Here is a 22,539-nt window from a genome sequence, read left to right as displayed (position 1 = left end):
GCTGTGGACTTCATGCTCACCTCGCGAACTTGTCATGTCCCTGGACGGAAGCCGGATTCCGTGTTGTCATGCCAACTCCTGCCCATGACAACGTTGTTATGGAGGCTTCCGTGCACAGCAGGTACATCACCCGTCTCAGAGCCCGGCTGGCGTTACTCTTCGCCGCCCTCATCGGTCTCGCCGGTCTGAGCGCGGCCCCCGCACTGGCCGACGCTCCCGTCGAAGCCCGTGGTCTCAAGGGCGAGTACTACAGGCAGTCCGCCCCCGGCGCCTTCGACTTCCACGAGCTCAGGGCGACCACCTTCGACCCGCACCTCGACTTCGACAACCTGGAGCCCCGGCTGGCCGCCGCGACCGGCCGCTCGGACGACGTCAGCGTCCGCTGGACCGGCAGGCTGGTGCCGGCGGCCTCCGGACCCCACACCTTCTCGGTCATCGGCGACAACGGCTTCCGCCTCTGGATCGGCGGACAGCTCCTCATCGACCACTGGGTCGACGACTGGGACCGCGAACAGACCGCGCAGCCCGTCGAGTTGACCGCCGGCGAGTCCTACGACATCAAGGTCGAGTACTTCGAGCACTACGGCGGCTCCAACCTCCACCTGCGCTGGGTCCAGCCGGGCGGAACCAAGGAGGCCGTTCCGCAGTCGGCGTTCCGGCTGCCCGAGGGCTACGACTACGACGGCCCCCTCGCGACCACCGTCCTCGCCACCGGCCGCACCCTGAAGCTCGACTTCGCCCAGCCCCTCGCCGCACCTCCGGCCGCGCTCACCGACCACTTCCAGGCGGTGATCGGCGGCGCCAAGTGGCCCTTGGGCACGGCGAAACCGGACCCGGAAGACCCCCGTGTCCTGCTCGTCACCCTCGCCGAACCCGTCGTGGGCAACAGGACCGGCACCGCGCCCGGCACAGCCGACCTCCGCTACGACGGCGAAGGCGGGCTCACCAGTGCCGACGGCAACGTTGTCAGCGCGTTCTGGAGCAGCGGACCCAATCGCTCGATGTACGAACTGCGCACGAAGTGGGCCGACGAGGTGGGACCGGACAACGCCCATCCCGAGTACCCGCGCCCGCAGTTGACCCGTGACGACTGGCGGAACCTCAACGGCCGCTGGCAGTTCGCCGCCGCCGAGGCCGGTGAACAGCCGCCGGTGGGCAGGAACCTGGCCGAGCGCATCCTCGTCCCGTACCCCGTGGAGTCACAGCTCTCCGGCCTGGAACGACACGAGGACCGCATGTGGTACCGCCGCACCTTCACCGTCCCGGCCGACTGGCGCATCGGCTCCGGCAAGCGCCTCCAGCTCAACTTCGGGGCGGTCGACTGGCGGTCCGAGGTGTACGTCAACGGGAGCAAGGTCGCCGAACACACCGGCGGCTACGACAAGTTCGGCGCCGACATCACCCACGCGCTGAAGCCCGGCCGCACCCAGGAACTGATCGTCGGCGTGTACGACCCCACCGACGCGGCCGACGGCGAGAACCCGCCCCTCGGCAAGCAGCGTCTCGACCCGAGCGGTATCTGGTACACCCCGTCCTCCGGGATCTGGCAGACCGTCTGGATGGAGCCGGTCGCCCCCGACCACGTCGGCTCCCTCGAACTGACCCCCGACGTCTCCGCCGACCGGCTGACGGTCGAGGCACAGGGTGTCCGGGACGGCGTACCGATCACGGCGACGGCGTACGACGGAAAGCGGAAGGTCGCGACGGCCCGCGGGCGCACCGGCGGACCGCTGACCCTGACCGTCGAGAACCCGCGCCTGTGGTCGCCGGACGATCCGTTCCTGTACGGCCTGAAGGTGACCGTCGGTGCCGATCGCGTCGGCAGCTACTTCGGGATGCGCTCCATCACCGTCGAGAACGTCAACGGCACCCCGCGCACCGTCCTCAACGGCGAGCCCGTCTTCATGATGGCCACCCTCGACCAGGGCTTCTGGCCCGACGGCCTGCACACCGCGCCCACCGACGAAGCCCTGGCGTACGACCTGAAGGTGCACAAGAAGCTCGGCTTCAACGCCGTGCGCAAGCACATCAAGGTCGAGCCCGACCGCTGGTTCTACTGGGCCGACCGGCTGGGCCTGATGGTGTGGCAGGACATGCCCGCGATGACCGCGGGGGTGAATCCGGGTCCCGCCGCCCGCGCCGAGTACGAGCTCGAGATGAAGCAGATGATCGACGAGCACATCAGCAGTCCGTCGGTCGTCATGTGGGTGACCTTCAACGAGGGCTGGGGCCAGTACGACATCGGCCGGATCGCCGAACAGGCGAAGGCCTGGGACCCGACCCGCCTGGTCAACAACCAGTCGGGCCTCAACCTCGGCGCCGACGGCAACGCCGGCGACATCATGGACGAGCACGGCTATCCCAGTCCCGCCCTGCCGGCTCACCCGGACGGCAGACGCGCCCTGGTCAGCGGCGAGTACGGTGGCCTGGGCCTGGCGGTTCCCGGGCACGCCTGGTCCGTCCAGCAGTCGTACGTCGACGTCGATCCGGCGACCTACACCGACGACTATCTGGCCAGGCTCGACGAGGTGCGGGCCCTGGCCTGCCGGGGCGGCAACGGGGCCGTCTACACCCAGATCACGGACGTCGAGGGTGAGCTGAACGGGCTGCTCACCTACGACCGCAAGGTCCTCAAACCGGACGCCGAGCGGGTCAGGGCCGCGCACCGAGCCCTGATCCGGGACGCGTCCCGGGCGATGCCGGCGGGGTGTGCGGCAACCGACGGATGATTACATTCGCCCCATGTGTCCCGCCCCTTTCAACTGGGGGCGGGACTTAATCTGTTGTTAACTGTGCGTAGCTTGATCGTACTTGACCGTAATCGCCGTAGGGCGATTGACTGCTGGCCCACCCGTTGTCGACGCGAGGCAAGCCATTGACTTCTGACCTGCTCGCCCCTCTCGACCTGGCGTTCTGGAACATGGAATCCGCCGAGCACCCGATGCACCTGGGAGCGCTCGGCGTCTTCACGGCACACTCGCCCACCGCCGGCGCGCACGCGGCCGATCTGCTCGCGGGCCGGGCCGCCGCCGTGCCCGGCCTCAGGATGCGGATCCGGGACGTGTGGCCGCTCGGCTTCCCGTACGCCTTCGGGGGAGCCGCCCGCGTACCCGACCCGGACTTCGACCCGCTCCGCCACGTCCTGCTGCACGCCCCGACGGCGGACTTCCACACCGAGGCCGGCCGGCTCATGCAGCGGCCGCTCGACCGCGAACGGCCGCCGTGGGAGGCGCATGTGCTGCCGGGGGAGGACGGGGTCTCCTTCGCCGTGCTCTTCAAGTTCCACCACGCCCTGGCCGACGGACTGCGGGCCCTGACGCTCGCCGCCGCGGTCCTGGACCCGATGGACCTGCCCGTGCGCAAGCCGCGCCCCGCGGAGCCCGCGAAGGCCCTGCTCCCGGACGTGCGCAAGCTGCCCGGGCTCGTCCGGTCCGCCGTCTCCGACCTGGGCCGCGCCCTCGACATCGGCGCGTCCGTCGCCCTGTCCTGCGTGGGTGTGAGCTCCTCGGCCGCCCTCGTGTCCGAGCCGAGCGGCACCCGCCGCACCGCCGGAGTCGTCGTCGACCTCGACGACGTGCACCGCGTCCGCAAGACCCGGGGCGGCACCGTCAACGACGTCCTGATCGCCGTTGTCGCGGGCGCGCTGCGCCGCTGGCTGGACGAGCGGGGGGACGGCAGTGCGGGCGTGGCGCCCCGCGCCCTGATCCCCGTCTCCAAGCGCCGTCCGCGCACCGCGCACCCGCAGGGCAACCGGCTCTCCGGGTACCTGATGCGGCTTCCGGTCGGCGACCCCGACCCGCTGGGCCGCCTGGACACGGTCCGCATGGCCATGGACCGCAACAAGGACGCCGGCTCCAACCGCGGCGCGGGCGCCGTCGCCCTGCTCGCCGACCACGTCCCGGCCCTCGGCCACCGCCTCGGCGGGCCCCTGGCCGGTCAGGGCGCCCGGCTCTGGTTCGACATCCTCGTCACCAGCGTCCCGCTGCCCGGCATCGGCCTGAAGCTCGGCGGCAACCCGGTCACCGAGGTCTACCCCTTCGCCCCGCTCGCCCGCGGCCAGTCCCTCGCGGTCGCGATCTCGACGTACCGGGGACAGGTCCACTACGGCCTCGTGGCGGACGCCGAAGCCGTGCCTGACCTGGACCTCTTCGCCCGGGCGCTGTCCGAGGAGGTGAAGGAACTGCTGGCTGCCTGCGGTTCTTGATCGTTCCGGATTGCGGGTCAGGCCCGGCGCTGAAGTAAAATTCCGCGTTCGACAAGCGGACGCGGCCCACGCGCCGCTCGGGTGACCAGGGAAACGGCAGCGCGATGACGGTGACAGAGGACGGCTCGGCGACCATGGACGAGGTCGTGCGCGGGCCCGGTGACGAGGTCGTGCACGGCCCCGGCATCGACCCGGAGCGGCTGGCCGTCTGCCTCAGCGTGCTCGACGAGCTCGACAAGCTGGAGGTCGACCACCCCGACGCGATCGCCGTGCGCCGGGCCACCGCCGGGGTCTACCGCACCGTGAAGCAGCGCCGCCGGCAGGAGCGCCGGGCCGCCAAGACCGCCCACGACAAGGCGGTCACGGAGGCCACGGCGACCGGCTCCGCCCAGCGCATCGACGACGAGACCGAGGGCATCCTGCCGTCGTCGGTCACCGAGGAGGGCCGGATCGCGGGGATACTCCAGCGCCCGCGCTCCTGCTACACCTGCAAGACCCGGTACGTCGAGGTCGACTACTTCTACCACCAGCTCTGTCCGGACTGCGCCGCCCTGAACCGCGCCAAGCGCGACGTGCGCGCCGACCTCACCGGCAAGCGCGCCCTGCTCACCGGCGGCCGCGCCAAGATCGGCATGTACATCGCGCTGAGGCTGCTGCGCGACGGCGCGCACACCACGATCACCACGCGCTTCCCGAAGGACGCCATCCGCCGTTTCAAGGCCATGGACGACTCGGCGGACTGGATCCACCGCCTGGAGGTCGTCGGCATCGACCTGCGGGACCCGGCGCAGGCCGTGGCCCTCGCCGAGCAGGTCACCGAGGCGGGCCCGCTCGACATCCTCGTCAACAACGCGACGCAGACCGTACGACGGCTGCCCTCCGCCTACGCCGCCCTGGTCGACGGCGAGAGCGCCCCGCTGCCCGCCGGTGAGCTCCCCGCCCACCACGTCATCGGCGCCTTCGGCTCCGGCGCGGTCGACGGACTCGCCTCCCTGCCCGCCGGGATCTCCGGCCTCGACGCGCAGCAGATCGCCGACCTCGCCCTGGTCGCGGGCAACGCCAGCGTGGCCCGGCACCTGGACGGCACCGCCATCGACGCCGGTGGCCTGGTCCCGGACGTCGTCGACAGCAACACGTGGGTCCAGACGATCGAGCAGATCTCCCCGGTGGAGCTGCTCGAGACCCAGCTGTGCAACTACACGGCACCGTTCATCCTGATCAGCGCGCTGCGCCCGGCCATGGCCGACGCCGCGAAGAAGGCCGGGAGCGGACGCGCCTACGTCGTGAACGTCTCGGCGATGGAGGGCGTCTTCGGCCGCGGTTACAAGGGCGCGGGCCACCCCAACACCAACGCCGCCAAGGCCGCGATGAACATGGTCACGCGGACCAGCGCCCAGGAGATGTTCCAGACCGACGGCATCCTCATGACCTCGGTCGACACCGGCTGGATCACCGACGAACGCCCCCACTACGACAAGCTCCGCCTCGCCGAGGAGGGCTTCCACGCGCCCCTCGACCTGGTCGACGGCGCGGCCCGCGTCTACGACCCGATCGTGCGCGGCGAGGACGGCGAGGACGTGTACGGGGTCTTCCTGAAGGACTACGCGCCCGGCAAGTGGTGAGGCCGCGGCACTGACGCTCGGCCGGCGGCCCTGACGTGTGGGCCGCCGCCGACGGGGAACCCGGGGCCCGGAAGGTTCTCTGCCAGGAGTTGTCATGGCACGTCCACACAGCATCGATCCGCGCGCCTTCAACGATCCGCGCAACCGCTACCCGACCGACGAGGAGTTCTACGCGAGCGACCGTCCGCTCCAGCACGAGCTCCCGGAGGACCGGCCCCGCGGAGGTCCCTCCGACCCGATCAGGCACCCCTGGAGCTGGGGAATGATCGCGTTCGTCGTCTTCGCGTGCCTGATCGTCCTCATGGGCATCGCCCTGTTCCCGTGACGCCGTCATGAGGGCGGCGGGGCGTACGACCGCAGCCGGTCATGGACGGCGTACCCGCCCGGGTGCGCCGCCCGCACCCGTGTGCCCCCGTCCACCAGCAGATCCGCCCCGGTGATCCACTCGGCCGCGTCGGACGCGAGCCACACCACGGCCCGCCCGATGTCCTCGGGCTCACCGATCCGCCCCAGGGGCAGTTCCACGGGGCCCTTCTCCCACACGAACCGCGCCATCTCCGTCCGTACGAGACCGGGAGAGACGGAGTTGACCCGCACCCGGGGGGCCAGCTCGCCCGCCAGCTGCCGGGTGAGGTGGAGCAGCGCGGCCTTGCTGGTGCCGTACGCGCCGACGTTCGGCCCCACGTGTCCGGCGCCCTCCGTGCAGACGTTGACCACCGACCCGCCGTGCTCCCGCATCCACCCCCGCCACGCCGCCTGCACCAGCCGCAGCGGTGCCTCGACATTGATGGTGAAGGCCTCGCGCCACGCCTGGGGATCCACGTCCATGAGGGGGCCGTACGGCTGATTCGTCGCCGCGTTGTTGACGAGGATGTCGAGCCGGCCGAACTCGCCGAGAGCGAGATCCACGGCCGCCCGTGCGTGCTCCGGGTCCGCGACGCTCCCCGCAAGGCCGATGCCGCCGAGCTGCTCGGCGGTCCGCCGGACCTCGTCCGCGTCCCTGGCCGTCACACACACCCGCGCCCCGGCGTCGGCCAGCTGCCGGGCGACGGCCGCTCCGATGCCGCGCGTGGCCCCGGTGACCAGGGCGGCCCTGCCGTGCAGTCCAGGCGTCATCGCCGTACCGTCTCATGACGGACCGTCAGTCGACAGCCCCGAGACGGGAGTTGCGTGCCGCGACCAGCTCCAGCAGGGTGCGCCAGTCCTCCAGGACGCCGGCGTCGAAGACGACGGCCCGGCTCTCCTCGTCCGCCTCCCGCAGGCGCGAGAGGTCGTCGTCGGAGGTCGGGCCGTGGTGGCGGACCAGGTGGGCGACGCGCTCGCCGAGCAGGGGGCGTACCGCCGCTGCCGCGCGTTCGGCCCGGGCGCTGCCGTCGGCGGCTGACAGCAGCTGCCCGATGTCCCGCACCAGCCCCGCCACCTGCAGTTCCTTGTCGGCGGGGCGGCTGCGGCGCAGCAGGGCGGCGGTCCGCAACGCCTGCTGGTGCCGACAGGCGTACAGCAGATCCATCAGCTCCTCGACACTGCGCAGCTCCATGCGTCAGTCCTCCCGAGTCCACCCGCGGGACAAGCCGTTGCCGCACGTCAGCAGATCATGGGTGGTTTGCTTTCTGGCCAACAGGACCTGAACTGCGTGGCTTCGGACCGTCGAAGGCCTGCGCGGGCGTGTAGGCCGGTCGGGTGACTCTCAAACCGCGCATCGAGTGACAAACGGGCCCAGAACATGGCCGAAAGACCTTAGGTGACTCGCGATGGTTACGCCTTGTTTTCAGCCCCTATCGAGCGGACCTCCGCTCATCTGGTTAATCTGTAGCCGACGGACGGCAGTAAGGGGTCCCACCCACACCCACAGTCCGTCCCGGGACAAGTCGGTCACCACGGCCTGCTCTCAGCTGAGTTACCGGCGCCACCGCGTCCGAACCCGATCTCGACCCAGACCCGAGCGGACGTCCAGGCACCGACCGTAGGTTGCACTGGTACGTCCCGAGGGTGAGCCCGACACATAAGGAGTGCGCGGTGACACCGGAGAAGACGAATCGCGAACAGCGCCCCAAGGAACGCCCGGAGCGCGCGGGCCTACGGCCCGGAGACATCGGCAGTCTCGACGTGTGGGCGCGCTCCGCCCCCATCCGTCTCGCGGGCTACGAGGACGACCTCGCCGAGCCCCACATCCTGCCCAGCGTGGACTGACCGCAGGACCTTCGCGATCGCCGACGGCATGGGCGTGCGAGACTCACGCCCATGCTGATCAGAGAAGCCGCGGCCGAGGACTGGCCGCGGATCTGGCCTTTCTGGCACCGGATCGTGGCCGCGGGCGAGACCTACGCCTGGGACCCCGGCACCCCCGAAGAAGCAGCGCGCGCCCTGTGGATGCACCCGGCCAAGCGCGTCTACGTCGTCGAGGACGAGAGCGGCGCCCTCGTCGCCTCGGCCTACGTCACTCCCAACTACGGCGGTCCCGCGGGACGCATCGCCAACGCCGGCTTCATGGTCGACCCCGACCAGGGCGGCCGCGGCATCGGCCGCACCCTCGCCGAGCACGTCCTGGCCGCCGCCGCGGCCGACGGCTACCGGGGGATGGTCTTCAACGCCGTCGTCGAGACCAACCCGGCCGTGCGGCTGTGGACCTCGCTCGGCTTCACGATCCTCGGCACCGTGCCGGACGCCTTCGAACACCCCCGGCACGGGCGGGTCGGGCTGCACATCATGTACAAGGCCCTCTAGGGCTCGGCGTTCAGTCGAGCGGCGCCGTCCGCCGCCACGGCTGCCGCCGCTCCAGTTCCTCCGCGACCTCCAGCAGCACCGTCTCCGACCCGGGCCGGGCCACCAGTTGTACGGCGGTGGGGGCGCCCGAGGGCAGAGTGCCGAGCGGGACCGACATCGCCGGCCAGCCGGTGAGATTCCACGGCGGCGTGAGCGGCGAGTAGTTGGTGTTGACCAGGACGTTGCGCAGCCAGCCCCGCTCGTGCCAGGCCTCGGCCTTGGGGGAGCGGCGGGCCAGCGCCGGAAGCAGCAGGACGTCGTGCTCGGCGAAGAACGGCTCCAGTCGCTCGCGCAGTTCCTGCCGGGCCTTGCCCGTCCGCACGGCCTTGACGAAGCGCCGGCCGATCGCCGCGTGCACCCGGGTGCGCCGGGCCAGCAGCCGCGGATCCAGCCCCGCGGCGTCCACCGAGGTGCCCGCCGTCCAGGTGGCGAGCGAGGTGAGGCTCAGCGAGAGCGGGTACGGCGGGTCGGCGCGCCGCACCAGATGCCCCGCCTTGATCAGCAGCCCGGCCGCCTCCCGGACCGCGTTCGTATACGGCGCGCTGACCGTGACCCCGGCGAGCGGGCTGCGCAGGGACACGGCGACGTCGAGCGTGGCGGGCGCGTCCCGTCGTACGAACTCGGTGCCGGCGATGACCGAAAGCAGCAGGCGGGCGTCCTCGACCGTGGTCGACAGCGGACCGTTTTCGGACATGCCGAACCAGTCCCCGTCGCTGATGCCGGCCGGGACCACCCCCGACCCCGGCTTCAGCGTGACGAGCCCGCAGTTGGCCGCCGGGATGCGCAGGGAGCCCATGCCGTCGTTGCCGAGGGCGATCGGGACCAGGCCCGCGGCGACCGCGGCCGCGCTGCCGCCGGACGAGCCGCCCGCCGTACGCGTGGTGTCCCAGGGGTTGCGGGAGGTGCCGTGGACGCCCTCCGTGGTCCCGAAGACGCACAGCTCCGGCACGTTCGTCAGCCCCACGACCACCGCGCCGGCGGCCCGCAGCCGGGCCACGACCTCATGGTCGGCCCCGGCGGGGGTGTCGGGGGTCGCGGCGGTGCCGACGCGGTTGGTCTCGCCGCGCACGGAGAGGTTGTCCTTGACGGCCACGGGCACCCCGGCCAGAGGCAGTTCGCCGAGGTCGCCCCTGGAACCCACCTCGTCGGCCTCCGCCAGCGCCGCTTCGGCGCGCACCACCCGGAACGCCCCGATCCGCCCGTCGAGCTTCTCGATCCGGGCGAGGTGCTCGGCCACCACCTCCCGGGGCGTGGCCCGCTTCTCGCGGACGGCGGCGGCGATCTCGGCGGCGGTACTGCCGACCCAGCTGGTCACGTGCGCTCCTCGGGGCTACTCGCGAGTACGTAGGGAGAACTCTGCCCGGAGGCGGACGTCGCGTCGAGAGCGCTCGCGCTTGGACATTCGGACCGGTCTTCTTGGACTTTTCGCGACGGGGGACGTCGGTGACAGGCGCCGATCAGCAGGTCATCCGATCTCTGGCTCAACTCTCGGCTGATCCAGCCCCGTTGACAGCCCTTGTGGGGACCTCAATTATCAGCCATCCGATGAATAGGGAGTCGCTCATGAGGAAACGGCTGAGATTCGCCGCCGTCGTGGCGCTGCTGACGCTGCTCCTGGCGCCCGCCCCGGCGCTCGCGCGCTCGGACCAGGGCCCGCCGGTCACGGTGCCTGCCCTGACCCGGTGGACTCCGGAGTCGGGCGCCTACGCCTACCGGCCCGGGGCCCGGCTCGTCGCCGGCGATCCGGCCGAACGCCGGGTGGCGGACACGCTCGCCGGTGATCTGCGGACGGCAGGCCACGGCTCGGTCCCCGTCGTACGTGGCGCCGCCCGGTCCGGTGACATCGTTATCGAGGTCGATCCGTCCCGGAGCTCCCTCGGCGCCGAGGGCTACGAACTCCACGCCGGCAGAAGCCTGTCGATCACCGGAGCGACCGAGACCGGCGCCTTCTACGGCACACGGACCCTCCTCCAGCTCCTCGCGCAGGGCGACCGGATCCCCGCCGGGCGCACGGTCGACGTGCCGCGCTACCAGGAGCGGGGCGTCGGCGTGTGCGCCTGCTACATCCATGTCTCGCTGCCCTGGCTGGAGAACCTCGTCCGCGAGATGGCCTACAACAAGCTCAACCAGCTGCTCGTGGAGCTGAAGGTCAAGAGCGACGCCCACCCCGAGGCCAACACCTGGGGCTACTACACCAAGGACGAGATACGGCAGCTCGTCGCGCTCGGCGACAAGTACCACGTCGAGATCATCCCCGAGATCAACTCTCCGGGGCACATCGACCCGTGGATCGAGAACCGTCCGGACCTCCAGCTGACCGACTCCGACGGCGTCAAGCAGCCCTCCCGGCTCGACATCACCCAGCAGGCCGCCTTCGATTACTACAAGAGCCTGATGGACGAGTACGCCCAGGTCTTCACGGCGAAGTCCTGGCACATGGGAGCCGACGAGTACATGCTCGGCTCCGACTTCGCGAAGTACCCGCAGATCCTCGAGTACGCCCAGGAGAAGTACGGTTCGGGCGCCACCCCGCAGGACGCCTTCGTCGACTTCGTCAACCGCGTCCACGACTACGCGGCGAGCAAGGGTGTGAAGCTGCGGATCTGGAACGACGGGCTCACCGGAGCCAACACCGTGCCCGTGAAGACCGACACCACGGTCGAGCACTGGCTGAACGTGGCGGTCAAGCCCAGTCAACTCATCGCGCAGGGCTACTCGGTGATGAACTCCTCCTATTCGCTCTACCTCATCCGCGGCGGCTTCCACAGCGACACCGAGTCGCTCTACGACCAGAGTTGGGACCCGCGCAGCTTCGAGGGCGAGAAGCTCGCCTCCTCCCGGGGGGTCACCGGCGCGAAGATCAGCCTGTGGCCGGACAACGGACGCGGCGAGACGGAGAACGAGGTCGCCGTCCGGCTCTGGCCGGCGCTACGGCATGTCGCCCAGGCCACCTGGGGGGATCCGCATCCCGACGCCACCTACGCGGAGTTCGTGGCGCGCGGTGCGGCGGTGGGCCACGCGCCCGGTTGGCGCGACCTGACCCGGGTGCCGGTGGCGGACGGCACGTACACCTTCGGGCCGTCGTTCACGGCCTCCGTGCAGCGCACGGCGGACGGCTATGTGACCCTCCGGTCGGCGGCCGGCTGCCTCGCGATCAGCGGCGGCAAGCTCACGCTCAGCGTGCCGCTGCAGCCCGGCGTCGAGGCGACCTGGGACACCTGCGACCCGTCCGGCACCCTGCAGCGCTGGGAGTTGGAGCCCGTGGCGGGCGGCTACCGGCTCGTCAACGCAATCACGCAGATGGCGCTCACCGTCACGGACGACGGCCGGATCGTGCAGTACCCGGCCGACCAACGCACCCCCGCCGTCTGGCACTTGAGCTGAGGAGCACCCCCCATGACCGTCTCCAGACGCCTCTTCGTCACCGCCGCCACCGCACTCGCGGTGACCGGCATCCCCACGATGGCTGCCGCGGCCTCCGACGACCGTTCCTACCGCATCCCCGTCTCCCCGGACGACACCGAGGCCGACCTCGTCCGCAAGGCGTCCCACGTCAGGCCCACCGCACGGCAGGTCGCCTGGCAGAGCCTCGAGCGGACCGCTTTCCTGCACTTCGGCGTGAACACCTTCACCGGCCTGGAGTGGGGCACCGGCGACGAGGACCCGGACGTCTTCCAGCCGACCGGCCTCGACACCGACCAGTGGGCCGCGGCCCTGAAGGACGGCGGCTTCAAGCTCGCCATCCTCACCGTCAAGCACCACGACGGCTTCGTCCTCTACCCCTCCCGCTACACCGATCACTCGGTGGCAGCGAGCAGTTGGCGTGACGGTCAGGGCGATGTGCTGCGTTCCTTCGCCGACTCCATGCGCCGCCATGGCCTCAAGGTCGGCGTCTACATCTCGCCCGCCGACGAGAACCAGTACCTGCACGGCGTGTACGCCAACGGCAGCGCCCGCGCCCCGCGCACGATCCCGACCCTCGTGGCGGACGACGACCGTACGCCGGACCGCTTCCACACCCTGGACGCCACCGACTACGGCGCCCACATGCTCAACACGCTGTACGAAGTACTCACGGAATACGGGCCCGTCGACGAGGTGTGGTTCGACGGCGCGCAGGGGCACATCCCGCCCGAGAAGGTGGAGAGCTACGACTGGGACAGCTGGTACACCCTGGTGCGCACCCTCGCCCCGGACGCGGCGATCGCCGTCACCGGTCCCGACCTGCGCTGGGTCGGCAACGAGAGCGGCATCGCGCGCGAGGACGAGTGGAGCGTCATCCCGGTCAAGGAGAACCAGTACGGCCGCACCGACTGGGCCCTGTCCTACGACACCCCCGACGAGGGCAGCCGCGCCGCCCTGGTGAAGGCGCAGCCCGCGACGGACTACCTCCAGTGGTGGCCCGCCGAGTGCGACGTCTCCATCCGCGACGGCTGGTTCTACCACGCCGACCAGCAGCCCAAGTCCGTGGACTACCTGACGGAGATCTTCTTCGGGTCGGTGGGACGCAACGCGGTGCTGCTGCTCAATGTCCCACCGGACACGGAGGGCCTGCTGCACGGCACGGATGTCGTGCGGCTACGGGAGTTCAGGGAACGGATCGAGCGGGAGCTGCCGCAGGACCTGGCCGCCCGCGGCCGCACCACGTCGGCACCGGGCCGCGTCACCGTCGACCTCGGCACGGAACACGAGGTCGACCGCATCCGCCTCGCCGAGGACATCCGCTACGGCCAGCAGGTGGAGAGCTTCGTCGTCGAGGCGCTCCACGACGGCACCTGGACGGAGGTCACGGGCGCCGGCACCATCGGCGCGAGCCGCATCCTGCTGCTGCCGGCTCCGGTACGGGCCCGGAGGTGGCGACTACGGGTGACGCAGGCCCGAAGTGCCGTACGCATTGAGGAGTTCGGGCTGTACCGGTCCCGGGCCTGAGGACCCCTCAGCTCAGATGCCGCTCGAAGAACTCCATGGTGGTGTCCATCGAGCGCCCCCACTGGGAGTAGAAGGTGTGCCCCTCGCCCCGGTATGTGCGCAGCTCGACGTCCTTGCCCGCCTTCTCGAACGCGGTCACCGTCTGGCGGGTCCAGCGGATGGGGCAGGTCGTGTCGGTGGTGCCGTGGTGGATCAGGAGGGGTTCGGTGACGCGGTCGACGTAGGTGAGGGGGGAGACCTCGCGCCAGAACCGGGGGTTCGTCTCGGGGGTGCCGTGTTCGGACTCGATCTCGGCCACCAGCGGGTCGCCCTCGGGGCGTTGGAACTGGTCGATGTTCTCCTGGGGTCGCCCGCTGACCGGCGCGTAGGCGACCGCGGCGTCGAACAGGCCCGGGGCGACCACCAGCGTGTTGTGGACGACACCGCCGCCCATCGAACGGCCGAGCAGGCCGAGGCGGTCGGTGTCGATCTCCGGGCGCCCGGAGGACCGTAGTGCCATCGCCGCGCCGATCACGTCCTCGGTGTAACCGAGGCGGAGGTTCACGTCGTTGTCCGTGTCCTTGTCCGAGCGGGCGTGGTTGCGATAGTCGGTGTGCAGGACGACGTAGCCGTTGCGGGCGAGGAGGTCCTGCTCGCGGGGGAGGCCGCGGCCGGTGGTGTAGATCTCCGGGTCGATGTAGCCGTGCGCCAGCACCAGGGCCGGGAAGGGTCCCTTGCCCGAGGGGATGTTCATCAGGCCCGAGATCGTCAGGCCGTCCGACTCGTACGTCACCTCGTAGCTCGTGTAGGCGGAGGTACGGGTCAGCACCCTGCCCAGCTCGAGACCGGACCCCGTGTGATCGCGCTGGATCATGGCCGGGATCGAGACGGGGTTCACCGGCGCGGCCGTCGCCGTCGGGCTCGCGGTACGCGGCGTCGAGGCGGCCGGACTGCTCGGGCGGGTCCGGTCCTCGGTGTCGCCGGTCGTACAGCCCACCGCGGCCGACAGCGCGAGTGCGGTGGCGGCACAGAACGCTCCCCTTGTCCGCATACGGCCATTGTCCCCGCCGGGGCGCTCGCTGTCCCCCTCGGTTCAGGTGCCCCGGGCCGCTCCCGTGCTGTCCCGCACGATCAGCCGGGGCACCGGCACCCGTACGGTCCGCGCCGGACCGCCGTCCAGCAGCGCGGTCAGTTCCGTGGCCGCCGTACGGCCGAACTCCACGCTGTCCCGGGACAGGGCCGACAGCCACGGCTTGACCATGCGGCACAGCGCCGAGTCCTCCCAGGCCACCACCGACACGTCCGCGGGCACCGAGTGACCCAGTTCGGTCGCGGCGGCGACTCCGGCGAGGGCCATCACGTCGTTGTCGTAGATCAGCGCGGTCGGCGGAGCGGACGCCTCCAGGACCCTGCGGGTCACGGCGGCGCCCGCGGCGTCCGAGTAGTCGGTGGTCACCGACTTCACCCCGGTCAGCCCGCGCCGCTCGGCCTCCGCCCGCAGGGTGCGGATCCGGCGCTCGGTGTGCGCGAGTCCCGGCAGGCCCGCGATGTGCACGATCCGCCGGTGGCCCAGCGCGTACAGCTCGTCCACGACCGCGGCCATCGCGCCCGCGTCGTCCGCCCAGACGGTCGACAGCCCCGGATGGCGTTCGTCGGGGGCGCCGCCGATCACCACACCGGGCAGGCCCAGTTCGTCGAGGACCCCGGTGCGTGGGTCGTTGGTGCGCGGGTCGACCACCAGGACACCGTCCACCCGGTGTTCGGCCCACCAGCGCCGGTACACCGCGCACTCGTCCTCGACGTCCTCCACCACCTGGAACAGCAGCCCGAGATGACGCTCCGCCAGCACTTCCTGTATCCCGGAGACGAGCTGGAGGAAGAACGAGTCGACGCCGAGCGTCTCGGCCGGCCGTGCCAGCACGAAGCCGACCGTGGCGGCGCCCTCGCCGGACAGCGCGCGGGCCGCGGTGCTCGGGCGCCAGCCGAGTTCCTCGGCGACCCTGCGCACCCGGTCGCGGGTGTCCTCGGAGACCCCGGCCCGGCCGTTCAGTGCGAAGGAGACCGCGCTCTGGGAGACGCCGGCCCGCCGGGCGATGTCCTTCATCGTGGGCCTGCGGACCGGTGACCGCTTGCCTGACACGCTGTTTCCCCATTCTCCCTGCGGTTCGTCGGGACAGTATGCACTAATGCGGTTCAGCTGCGTCAACCTAATACGCATTAGTCACTAAACAAATTAGCTGCGCGAGATGCATTGACGGGCCCGTGGAACGGCGTGCAGGGTCTCCGTCGTTGGCCAACTCCGCCGCAAAGGAGACCCGGTTCGCCGTGCCTATTTCCCGCAGAACCTTCGCTGCCGCCGCTGTCTGTGTCCTTCTGCCGCTGAGCGGCTGCGGGTCCGGCGACGACGGCGGTTCGAGTGACGCCTCCGGCAAGATCGAGGGCGACATCACCTTCCAGACCTGGAACCTCAGGGCAAACTTCAAGGACTATTTCGAGGGCCTGATCGCCGACTTCGAGAAGAAGTACCCCGGCACCGACGTGAAGTGGATCGACCAGCCCGCCGAGGGCTACGCCGACAAGATCAGCGCCGATGCCGCGGGCGGCACCCTGCCCGACGTCGTCAACGTGTCCCCGGACCTGGTCGCGCCCCTCGCCGAGGCCGGCCTCGCGCTCGACCTCGACAAGGCAGCCGGGCAGTACAGGAAGGAGTACCTGGACGGCGCCTGGGCGAGCCACCAGGTACCCGGTGTGACCGGCACGTACGCCTTCCCCTGGTACCTCAACACCGGACCGCTCTTCTACAACAAGTCCCTCTTCGAGGAGGCCGGGATCGACCCCGACCAGCCGCCGAAGACGTACGACGAACTCTTCGCGGACGCCCTGGAACTGGCGAAGAAGAGCGACGGCAAGGTCGCCACCCTCGCCAACGTGCCCACCATCGAGGACTTCGGCCGCTACGGCGTCCCGCTCATGAACTCCGAGGGCACCGCCTTCGCCTTCAACGACGCCAAGGGGGTCGAACTGCTCACCAAGTACAAGGAGCTGTACGACGCCAAGGCGCTCGACCCGCAGGCGCTCACCGCCACGCCCGAGTCCTCCGGCAAGAAGTTCCTCACCGGGGCCGTCGCCATGAACCCCGGCAGCGCACTGGACCTCGGCAACTTCAAGAAGCAGGCGCCGAACCTGTACAAGAACATCGGCATCACCGACCAGATCACCAGCACCGGGCACGTCAACATGTACGTGATGGGCGTGATGGTGAACGCGCAGACCAAGAAGAAGGCCGCATCCGTCGCCTTCGCGCACTACGTCACCGACGCCGAGCACCAGATGTCCTTCGCGAAGAAGGTCGCCATCTTCCCCAGCACCGCGGGATCGCTGGACGACCCCTACTTCACCAAGGAGGACGGGACCGACGAGACGCGGGTGCGGGTCGCCGCCGCCAAGTCGCTGAAGAACGCGGTCAATTACACACCGGTGCTGTTCAGCGAGCAGATGAAGACGGCCCTGCGCAACGAGGTCGCGAAGGCGTTGCAGGGCAAGGAGAGCCCCCAGGAAGCTCTCGACAACGCTGTCAAGGCCTGTGACACGCTGCTCGAGCAGCAGGGATAGCCATGGCGTCGTCCACCGTCTCCCGCGTGCGGCGCGACAGCCGCACGCCCGACGTGAATCCCGTACGTCGCGTGCGGCGCCAACTGCCGATGAGTCCCTGGCTGTTCGCCGCACCCGGTCTGCTGATCATCGGCGCGTTCATCCTGTACCCGTTCGTCTCCACCCTGATCAACGCCTTCACCGACCGGCGCACCCTGATCCCGGGTGAGTTCGTGGGCCTGGCGAACTTCCGTGAGCTGCTGCACGACGACATGTTCTGGATCGGCCTGCGCAACAGCTCGCTGTACGTCCTCGGCGTCGTGCCCGCGCTGGTGATCCTGCCGCTGCTGCTCGCGCTGCTGGTGCAGAAGAACATCCCCGGCATCACCTTCTTCCGGTCCGCCTTCTACACCCCGGTCGTCGCGTCGATCGTCGTGGTCGGACTCATCTGGGTGTGGCTCCTCGACGAACGCGGCCTGATCAACTCGCTGTTGGAGGCCGTCGGGGTCGGCCGGATCGGCTTCCTGAGCGACCAGTGGCTGCTCCTGCTGAGCGCCATGGCCGTCACGGTGTGGAAGGGCCTCGGCTACTACATGATCATTTACCTGGCCGCCCTGGCCAATGTGCCGCGTGAGCTGCACGAGGCCGCGGCGGTGGACGGGGCCGGGGCGATCCGGCGGTTCGTCACGGTGACGGTGCCCGCCGTCCGCTCGACCATGGCCCTCGTCGGGGCACTGTCCTCGGTCGCCGCCTTCAAGGTGTTCTCCGAGGTCTACCTGATGGCCGGCCCCAGCGGGGGACCGGCGGGTGAGGACACCACGCTCGTGATGCTCGTCCAGCGCACGGGCACCGGACTCACGGGCCGCGTCGGCTACGCGTCCGCGATCTCGGTCGTCGTCTTCGTCGTCACCGTCGCGCTGATGCTGCTCGTGCTGCGGGCCGACCGGAGGGGGGAGACGTGACCCGGGTACGCAAGGGCGAACTGGTGCTGCGGTACGTCCTGTTGCTCGCCGTCCTCGCCCTGACCGTGGGCCCCTTCCTCTGGCAGCTGTCGACCTCGCTCAAGGGCCCCACGGAGGACATCTACAGCTCGCCGCCGTCCTTCCTGCCCCGGCATCCGACCCTCCACAACTACGAGCGGGTCGCCGACACCATCCCCGTCTGGGACTACGCCTTCAACTCGCTGAAGGTCGCCACCGCCAACGTCGTGACCAACTGCGTCGGTTCGGCGCTCGCCGGATACGCCCTGGCCCGGCTCCGCTACCGCGGCCGCCGCGCGGCCACCCTCGCGTTCGTCCTGGCGATGCTCGTGCCCGTGGAGGGCATCATCATCGCCCAGTTCACCACCATGCGGGAGCTCGGCCTCAACAACACCCTGATCGGCGTGGTCCTGCCGGGCTGCATCGGCGCGATGAACGTCCTGCTGATGCGCAACGCCTTCCTGAACCTGCCGTACGAGATCGAGGAGGCGGCCTACGTCGACGGCGCCAACGTCTGGCAGCGTTTCCTGCGGATCGCGCTGCCGTCGGTGAAGGGAACCGTGGCCGTCGTCGCGATCTTCGCCTTCATGGGCGCCTGGGACGATTTCCTGTGGCCCCTGATCGTGCTGAGCGACCCGTCGAAGTTCACCCTCACCATCGGCCTGAACTACCTGCACGGCACCTTCGCCAACGACGAACGGCTCGTCGCCGCGGGCACGGTCATCGCCGTGGCCCCGCTGATCGCCCTCTTCGCCGGCCTCCAGCGGTACTTCTTCCGCGGGGTGGGCGAGGGGGCGGTGAAGGGCTGAACGAACCCCCAGAGTCAAGGATCCCGTATGCCTCCTGCCGTGCGCTTCGGCGTCAACTACACCCCGAGCGTCGGATGGTTCCACCACTGGCTCGACTTCGACCTCGATCCGGTCCGCGCCGACCTCGACTCCATCGCCGCCCTGGGCCTCGACCACATCCGGGTCTTCCCGCTGTGGCCCTACTTCCAGCCGAACCGCACTCTCATCCGGGAGCGCGCCGTCGCGGATCTCGTGCGGCTCGTCGACGCCGCCGCCGAACGCGGTCTCGACGTCAACGTCGACGGCCTGCAAGGGCACTTGAGCAGCTTCGACTTCCTGCCGGCCTGGACCCGGACCTGGCACCGGCGCAATCTCTTCACCGACCCGGAGGTGGTCGAGGGCCAGGCCGCCTATCTGCGCACGCTGGCGGCGGCGCTGGCGGACCGGCCCAACTTCATCGGCATGACCCTCGGCAACGAGGTCAACCAGTTCTCCGCGGGCCCGCATCCCGACCCCGACCGGGCCACGTCCGAGCAGATCGACGCCTGGCTCACCCGCATGCTCGCCGCCTGCGAGGAAGGGGCTCCCGGCCGACTGCACCTGCACGCCGAGTACGACGCCACCTGGTACCAGGACGACCAGCCCTTCACCCCCGCCCAGGCCGCCCGCCACGGTGCCGTCACCGCCGTGCACTCCTGGGTCTTCAACGGCACCGCCCAGCGCCACGGCCGCACCTCCGTCCAGGCCGAGCACCACGCCGCCTATCTCGTCGAGCTCAGCAAGGCCTGGGCCGAGGACCCACACCGGCCGGTCTGGCTCCAGGAGGTCGGCGCACCCGCCCCGCTGGTGCCGCCCGAGCACGCCGCCGCCTTCACCGAGGCGACCGTGGCGAACGCCCTGGACTGCCCCGACCTGTGGGGCATCACCTGGTGGTGCTCCCACGACGTGTCCCGGGAGCTGGCCGACTTCCCGGAACTGGAGTACGGGCTCGGCCTGTTGACCAACGACCGGAAGCCGAAGCAGGCGGCCCGGGTGCTGGAGCGGGCGGCGCGCACGGGCTCGCGAGCGCCTGAACGCCGTACGACCGCGCTGGTCGTTCCCTCCGACCCCGCCTGCCGTTCGCGCTGCGCGCCCGGTGGCCCGGTCTTCGACGCCTACTTCCGGCTGGCCGCCGACGGCGCCCGCCCCACCACCGTCCTCGACACCCGTGCCGCCGACCAGGACCACCTGTCCGCGCGCGGCATCACCGAGGTCGTCACACCCGATCAGGTACTCCCACCGTTCCTGTGGACTGAGCGGGAGTGAGTCCGTACAGCCGCGCGCCCCGAACGGGCTTGGGCGAGCTGGTCCCCGGCGTACTCGACCCCGGGGCGGCGACACGCATCCTGTGCGCGGTCCGAGCCCGGGAGGCCCCCGCGGCCGGAGGCCGCTGATGGACACAGCCCTCACGACCTGGCAGGTCGGTACGGCCAGAGGCGACGGGGAGGCCCTGAACCATCCTCTGGTGGAGCAGGGGCCCCGCACGCTGACGCCGTACCCGGTGTCCCAGGTCGCACGACCACGCCAGCCCAAACAGCCCAGGGCGCCACAAGCCCGTCAGCGGACGATCACACGATCGAGCTAATGCGGCCTTGTGCGCACTCCCTGGCGAGCAGCAACACCCCCCAAGGACCACTAGGAGGCACCCGCTCGTGAACCCCACCAGACGCACCGTCCTGCTCGCCGCGACCGCGGCGGCGCTGCTCCCCGCGCTGCCGGCGAAGGCGGCGGCGGCGACCGCGCTCCAGCCGTACGCCACCTACTGGTACCCGGACTCCCTGCCCTCCGGCAGCCCCGGCACCGGCATCACCTGGCGCAGCCTCAAGGCCTGGCGGGCGGCCGACGACGCCGACCTCGCCTTCAACGCGGCCTCCGTACCGCTCGCCGCCCGCTTCACCCCGACCCCCGCGAACACGACGGCACGCGCCGGCCAGGCCCGCATCCAGTCGCTGGTCTCCTTCGGGCCCACCGCGGGCAACCCGTCGCAGGGCTCGGCGACCTCCGACTACTACGCCTTCGGGCACTGGGCCTACGTCGACGAACTGGTCTTCTGGGGCGGCTCCTCCGGCGAGGGACTGATCCTCGCGCCGAACGCGCCGATCGTGGACGCCGCCCACCGGCACGGCGTGCCCGTCCTCGGCAACATCTTCCTGCCGCCCGTCGCCTACGGGGGACAACTGCAGTGGACCCGGGACCTGGTGCAGAAGAACGCGGCCGGGCGGTATCCACTGGCGGCCCAACTCGTCGCGGTCGCCGCGGCCCACGGTTTCGACGGGTGGTTCGTCAACGCCGAGACCGGGGGAGGGGACACGGCTCTCGGGGCGGACATGCTGGGATTCGTCCGGGAGCTGAAGTCGCTGGCCGCCGCTCGGGGGCAGCGGGTGACGTGGTACGACTCGATGACCGTGAGTGGGACGGTGAGCTGGCAGGGTGCGCTGAACAGCCGTAACCAGGCGTTCTTCGAGGCCGCCGACGACATGTTCGTCGACTTCCGGTGGACGGCTGCCGGTCTGGTGTCCTCGGGCGCCCTGGCACAGCGACTGGGCCGCAGCCGCTACGAGCTGTGGGCCGGGGTGGACGTGGAGGCGGGCGGCTGGAACACGGCCGAGAACTGGGACGCGATCGTGCCGGCCGGCAAGCCGCACATCACGTCGATCGGGCTGTACCGGCCGGAGTGGACCCGCAACCACCTGCCCGCGGACCAGCGGTCACCGGAGGACTTCCACGCCGCCGACGACCGCTTCTGGACGGGCCGGTCGCTCGATCCGTCCCGGCCCGACGGGACGGACGGCTGGCGCGCTCCGGCGGTGTCGGTCGCCGACCGGTCGACGGTCACCTCGGTGCCGTTCGCGAGCGTGTTCAACACCGGGCACGGGCTGCGGTGGTACGAGGAGGGTGCCGTCACCTCGGACGCGGCCTGGAACCACCTCGGGTTGCAGGACCGGCTGCCGTCGCGGCAGTGGGTGGTGCGGACCGAGGGCTCCCGGCCGGCTGTCTCCTTCGACTTCGCGGACGCCTGGCGGGGCGGAAGCAGTGTGGTGGTGAGCGGCACGGTGGACGAACCGGTCACCGTGGATCTGTATGCCACGCGGCTGCCGATCGGCGACGGCACGGTGGTCGAGCTGACCCACCGGACCGACGCGGGTGCGGTGGGCGTCGAGCTGGCCGTGGCCACCGCCGAACCGGGCGCGCCGGGGGCGACACCGCCGTACGTCCGTCTTCCCGTGACCACCGGCGACGGCTGGCACACCTCGACCGTACGGCTCACCGGGCTCTCCGGGACCGTCCACGCGCTTGGCGTGCGGCTCACCGGCAGCGGCCCGCTGACGTGGCGGCTCGGCGGTCTCGCGGTGTACGACACCCCCGGCACCCCCGCCGCACCCTCCGGCCTGCGGATCACCGCGGCCTCCGGCGGCGACCTGCGCCTCGCGTGGAACCCCGCTCCCGGCCCCGTACGCCACTACACCCTGCACCGGCTCCTGCCCGACGGCAGCCGGCGCTTCCTCGGCGGCACCTGTCAGCGGGCCTACTTCGTCGGCGGCCTCCAGCCCGAACAGGGCGAGCGGCAGGCGCGGTTGGAGCTGCGTGCCGTGGGGGAGCTGTACACGTCGTCGGACCCCGTGACCGTGACCCACCCCTGGTAA

At 70.7% G+C, this 22,539-nt stretch carries 18 protein-coding genes; 13 read left to right on the top strand and 5 right to left on the bottom strand.

Annotation, left to right across the window (positions count from 1 at the left end):
* Positions 1–110: 110 nt before the first annotated feature.
* From M2157_RS07920 to M2157_RS07905, 4 genes are all read left to right on the top strand, one after another.
* Positions 111–2,729: a PA14 domain-containing protein gene (locus M2157_RS07920; protein WP_280864866.1), complete on the top strand. Its 2,619-nt coding sequence runs from the start codon at positions 111–113 to the stop codon at positions 2,727–2,729.
* 146 nt (positions 2,730–2,875) lie between these two features.
* Positions 2,876–4,204 carry a wax ester/triacylglycerol synthase family O-acyltransferase gene (locus M2157_RS07915; protein WP_266511326.1) on the top strand — a complete coding sequence of 443 codons (1,329 nt, stop codon included), beginning with the start codon at positions 2,876–2,878 and terminating at the stop codon, positions 4,202–4,204.
* A gap of 104 nt (positions 4,205–4,308) precedes the next feature.
* Positions 4,309–5,826, top strand: coding sequence for an SDR family NAD(P)-dependent oxidoreductase (locus M2157_RS07910; protein ID WP_059210443.1), 1,518 nt, complete (start codon positions 4,309–4,311; stop codon positions 5,824–5,826).
* 94 nt (positions 5,827–5,920) lie between these two features.
* Positions 5,921–6,151 carry a hypothetical protein gene (locus M2157_RS07905; RefSeq protein ID WP_280861087.1) on the top strand — a complete coding sequence of 77 codons (231 nt, stop codon included), beginning with the start codon at positions 5,921–5,923 and terminating at the stop codon, positions 6,149–6,151.
* Between the two features lie 5 nt (positions 6,152–6,156).
* Here the strand turns inward: M2157_RS07905 and M2157_RS07900 are convergent, their stop codons facing one another.
* Positions 6,157–6,942 carry an SDR family oxidoreductase gene (locus tag M2157_RS07900; RefSeq protein ID WP_280864865.1) on the bottom strand — a complete coding sequence of 262 codons (786 nt, stop codon included), beginning with the start codon at positions 6,940–6,942 and terminating at the stop codon, positions 6,157–6,159.
* A gap of 25 nt (positions 6,943–6,967) precedes the next feature.
* On the bottom strand, positions 6,968–7,363 hold the full coding sequence (locus M2157_RS07895) for a hypothetical protein (protein ID WP_280861085.1): 396 nt from the start codon (positions 7,361–7,363) through the stop codon (positions 6,968–6,970).
* Between the two features lie 479 nt (positions 7,364–7,842).
* Here M2157_RS07895 and M2157_RS07890 point away from each other — a divergent pair, with 479 nt between their 5' ends.
* A complete protein-coding gene (locus M2157_RS07890) occupies positions 7,843–8,016 on the top strand; it encodes a hypothetical protein (protein WP_106410006.1) in 174 nt (57 codons plus the stop codon).
* 51 nt (positions 8,017–8,067) lie between these two features.
* Positions 8,068–8,550, top strand: coding sequence for a GNAT family N-acetyltransferase (locus M2157_RS07885; RefSeq protein WP_280861084.1), 483 nt, complete (start codon positions 8,068–8,070; stop codon positions 8,548–8,550).
* A 10-nt stretch (positions 8,551–8,560) separates the two neighbouring features.
* On the opposite strand, the gene M2157_RS07880 is transcribed toward M2157_RS07885, so the two are convergent.
* Positions 8,561–9,904, bottom strand: a complete 1,344-nt coding sequence (locus M2157_RS07880; RefSeq protein ID WP_280864864.1) for an amidase family protein — start codon at positions 9,902–9,904, stop codon at positions 8,561–8,563.
* 248 nt (positions 9,905–10,152) lie between these two features.
* Here M2157_RS07880 and M2157_RS07875 point away from each other — a divergent pair, with 248 nt between their 5' ends.
* Both M2157_RS07875 and M2157_RS07870 read left to right on the top strand, forming a co-directional pair.
* Positions 10,153–11,973 (top strand): family 20 glycosylhydrolase, encoded by a 1,821-nt coding sequence (locus M2157_RS07875; RefSeq protein ID WP_280864863.1) that lies wholly within the window; start codon positions 10,153–10,155, stop codon positions 11,971–11,973.
* A gap of 12 nt (positions 11,974–11,985) precedes the next feature.
* Positions 11,986–13,518, top strand: a complete 1,533-nt coding sequence (locus M2157_RS07870) for an alpha-L-fucosidase (protein WP_280864862.1) — start codon at positions 11,986–11,988, stop codon at positions 13,516–13,518.
* A gap of 7 nt (positions 13,519–13,525) precedes the next feature.
* Here M2157_RS07870 and M2157_RS07865 read toward each other — a convergent pair whose 3' ends face one another.
* The gene (locus M2157_RS07865; protein ID WP_280864861.1) at positions 13,526–14,548 is read right to left on the bottom strand and encodes a prolyl oligopeptidase family serine peptidase; all 1,023 of its coding nucleotides are present in this window, start codon (positions 14,546–14,548) and stop codon (positions 13,526–13,528) included.
* Positions 14,549–14,590: 42 nt separating this feature from the next.
* Entirely contained in the window at positions 14,591–15,601 is a 1,011-nt protein-coding gene (locus M2157_RS07860; RefSeq protein WP_280863720.1) for a LacI family DNA-binding transcriptional regulator, read from the bottom strand.
* 221 nt (positions 15,602–15,822) lie between these two features.
* Here M2157_RS07860 and M2157_RS07855 point away from each other — a divergent pair, with 221 nt between their 5' ends.
* The 5 genes from M2157_RS07855 (at position 15,823) to M2157_RS07835 (ending at position 22,539) form a co-directional block, all read left to right on the top strand.
* Complete coding sequence (locus tag M2157_RS07855) at positions 15,823–17,109, top strand: sugar ABC transporter substrate-binding protein (RefSeq protein WP_280864860.1); 1,287 nt, start codon at positions 15,823–15,825, stop codon at positions 17,107–17,109.
* 2 nt (positions 17,110–17,111) lie between these two features.
* Positions 17,112–18,050 carry a sugar ABC transporter permease gene (locus M2157_RS07850; RefSeq protein ID WP_280864859.1) on the top strand — a complete coding sequence of 313 codons (939 nt, stop codon included), beginning with the start codon at positions 17,112–17,114 and terminating at the stop codon, positions 18,048–18,050.
* On the top strand, positions 18,047–18,877 hold the full coding sequence (locus M2157_RS07845; RefSeq protein ID WP_280861077.1) for a carbohydrate ABC transporter permease: 831 nt from the start codon (positions 18,047–18,049) through the stop codon (positions 18,875–18,877). Before M2157_RS07850 ends, M2157_RS07845 begins: the two co-directional genes overlap by 4 nt.
* Positions 18,878–18,904: 27 nt before the next feature.
* The gene (locus M2157_RS07840; RefSeq protein WP_280864858.1) at positions 18,905–20,161 is read left to right on the top strand and encodes a cellulase family glycosylhydrolase; all 1,257 of its coding nucleotides are present in this window, start codon (positions 18,905–18,907) and stop codon (positions 20,159–20,161) included.
* A 386-nt stretch (positions 20,162–20,547) separates the two neighbouring features.
* Entirely contained in the window at positions 20,548–22,539 is a 1,992-nt protein-coding gene (locus M2157_RS07835) for an endo-beta-N-acetylglucosaminidase (RefSeq protein ID WP_280864857.1), read from the top strand.

It is taken from the genome of Streptomyces sp. SAI-127, from assembly GCF_029894425.1.
In the GTDB taxonomy this organism is placed as follows: domain Bacteria; phylum Actinomycetota; class Actinomycetes; order Streptomycetales; family Streptomycetaceae; genus Streptomyces.
The sequence above is the reverse complement of the archived record's forward strand: the minus strand, read 5'-3'. Positions and strand labels throughout refer to the sequence as shown.

What these genes read in the sequence shown, in the direction of transcription:
- M2157_RS07910 (WP_059210443.1), top strand. Translation starts at nt 4,309, where the DNA reads ATGACGGTGACAGAGGACGGCTCGGCGACCATGGACGAGGTCGTGCGC.
- M2157_RS07905 (WP_280861087.1), top strand. Translation starts at nt 5,921, where the DNA reads ATGGCACGTCCACACAGCATCGATCCGCGCGCCTTCAACGATCCGCGC.
- M2157_RS07900 (WP_280864865.1), bottom strand. Translation starts at nt 6,942, where the DNA reads ATGACGCCTGGACTGCACGGCAGGGCCGCCCTGGTCACCGGGGCCACG.
- M2157_RS07895 (WP_280861085.1), bottom strand. Translation starts at nt 7,363, where the DNA reads ATGGAGCTGCGCAGTGTCGAGGAGCTGATGGATCTGCTGTACGCCTGT.
- M2157_RS07885 (WP_280861084.1), top strand. Translation starts at nt 8,068, where the DNA reads ATGCTGATCAGAGAAGCCGCGGCCGAGGACTGGCCGCGGATCTGGCCT.
- M2157_RS07875 (WP_280864863.1), top strand. Translation starts at nt 10,153, where the DNA reads ATGAGGAAACGGCTGAGATTCGCCGCCGTCGTGGCGCTGCTGACGCTG.
- M2157_RS07870 (WP_280864862.1), top strand. Translation starts at nt 11,986, where the DNA reads ATGACCGTCTCCAGACGCCTCTTCGTCACCGCCGCCACCGCACTCGCG.
- M2157_RS07865 (WP_280864861.1), bottom strand. Translation starts at nt 14,548, where the DNA reads ATGCGGACAAGGGGAGCGTTCTGTGCCGCCACCGCACTCGCGCTGTCG.
- M2157_RS07860 (WP_280863720.1), bottom strand. Translation starts at nt 15,601, where the DNA reads ATGAAGGACATCGCCCGGCGGGCCGGCGTCTCCCAGAGCGCGGTCTCC.
- M2157_RS07850 (WP_280864859.1), top strand. Translation starts at nt 17,112, where the DNA reads ATGGCGTCGTCCACCGTCTCCCGCGTGCGGCGCGACAGCCGCACGCCC.
- M2157_RS07840 (WP_280864858.1), top strand. Translation starts at nt 18,905, where the DNA reads ATGCCTCCTGCCGTGCGCTTCGGCGTCAACTACACCCCGAGCGTCGGA.